The sequence below is a fragment of the Paenibacillus sp. IHBB 3054 genome (genome assembly GCF_051594305.1).
Taxonomy (GTDB): Bacteria; Bacillota; Bacilli; order Paenibacillales; family Paenibacillaceae; genus Paenibacillus_AQ.
The window spans coordinates 1-484 of the sequence record NZ_JBOFBG010000159.1 but is presented as its reverse complement, the minus strand read 5'-3'; the positions used below and the strand labels follow the sequence as shown (position 1 = coordinate 484).

1 protein-coding gene is annotated in these 484 nt (G+C 64.0%); it reads right to left on the bottom strand.

The genetic code is table 11. From position 1 onward, the window contains the following. On the bottom strand, positions 1–484 hold a 484-nt coding region (locus ACQ76X_RS36240; RefSeq protein WP_438498709.1), incomplete at both ends, for a condensation domain-containing protein.

Here is a 484-nt window from a genome sequence, read left to right as displayed (position 1 = left end):
TCCGGGTGAGTTCCCGGGCCTGCCCTTCATCTGCATCCCGGCATCCCCATTCCAACGGCACATCTTCGTGCACCTGTTGTCTCGGTTCTCCGTCGATCCACATAAACGACGTGCGTAGCGATTCGTGTCGGGCGATGACCGAGCGAATCGCTTCCTCCAGCCGATCCGCATCCACCTGCCCTGTTAGCTCCATGACCCCCGGCATGTTGTACCGCGTGCTCTCCGGCTCCACCTCATGCAGCACGTATAGCCGCCGCTGCGCCGAAGACAGCGGGTACGATGCCTGCGCCGCTGCCGGCTCGATTCGGCCGTAGCCGCTTTCCTCCGTGCTGCGCACATAGACCGCCAACGCCTTCACCGTCGGACGCGCGAACAGCTCCCGCAGCGGCAGCTCCACCGCCAGCTGCTGATGAATGCGCGACACCAGTGTCATCGCTTTCAGCGAGTGACCGCCGCGCTCGAAGAACGAATCGCCGATGCCGAC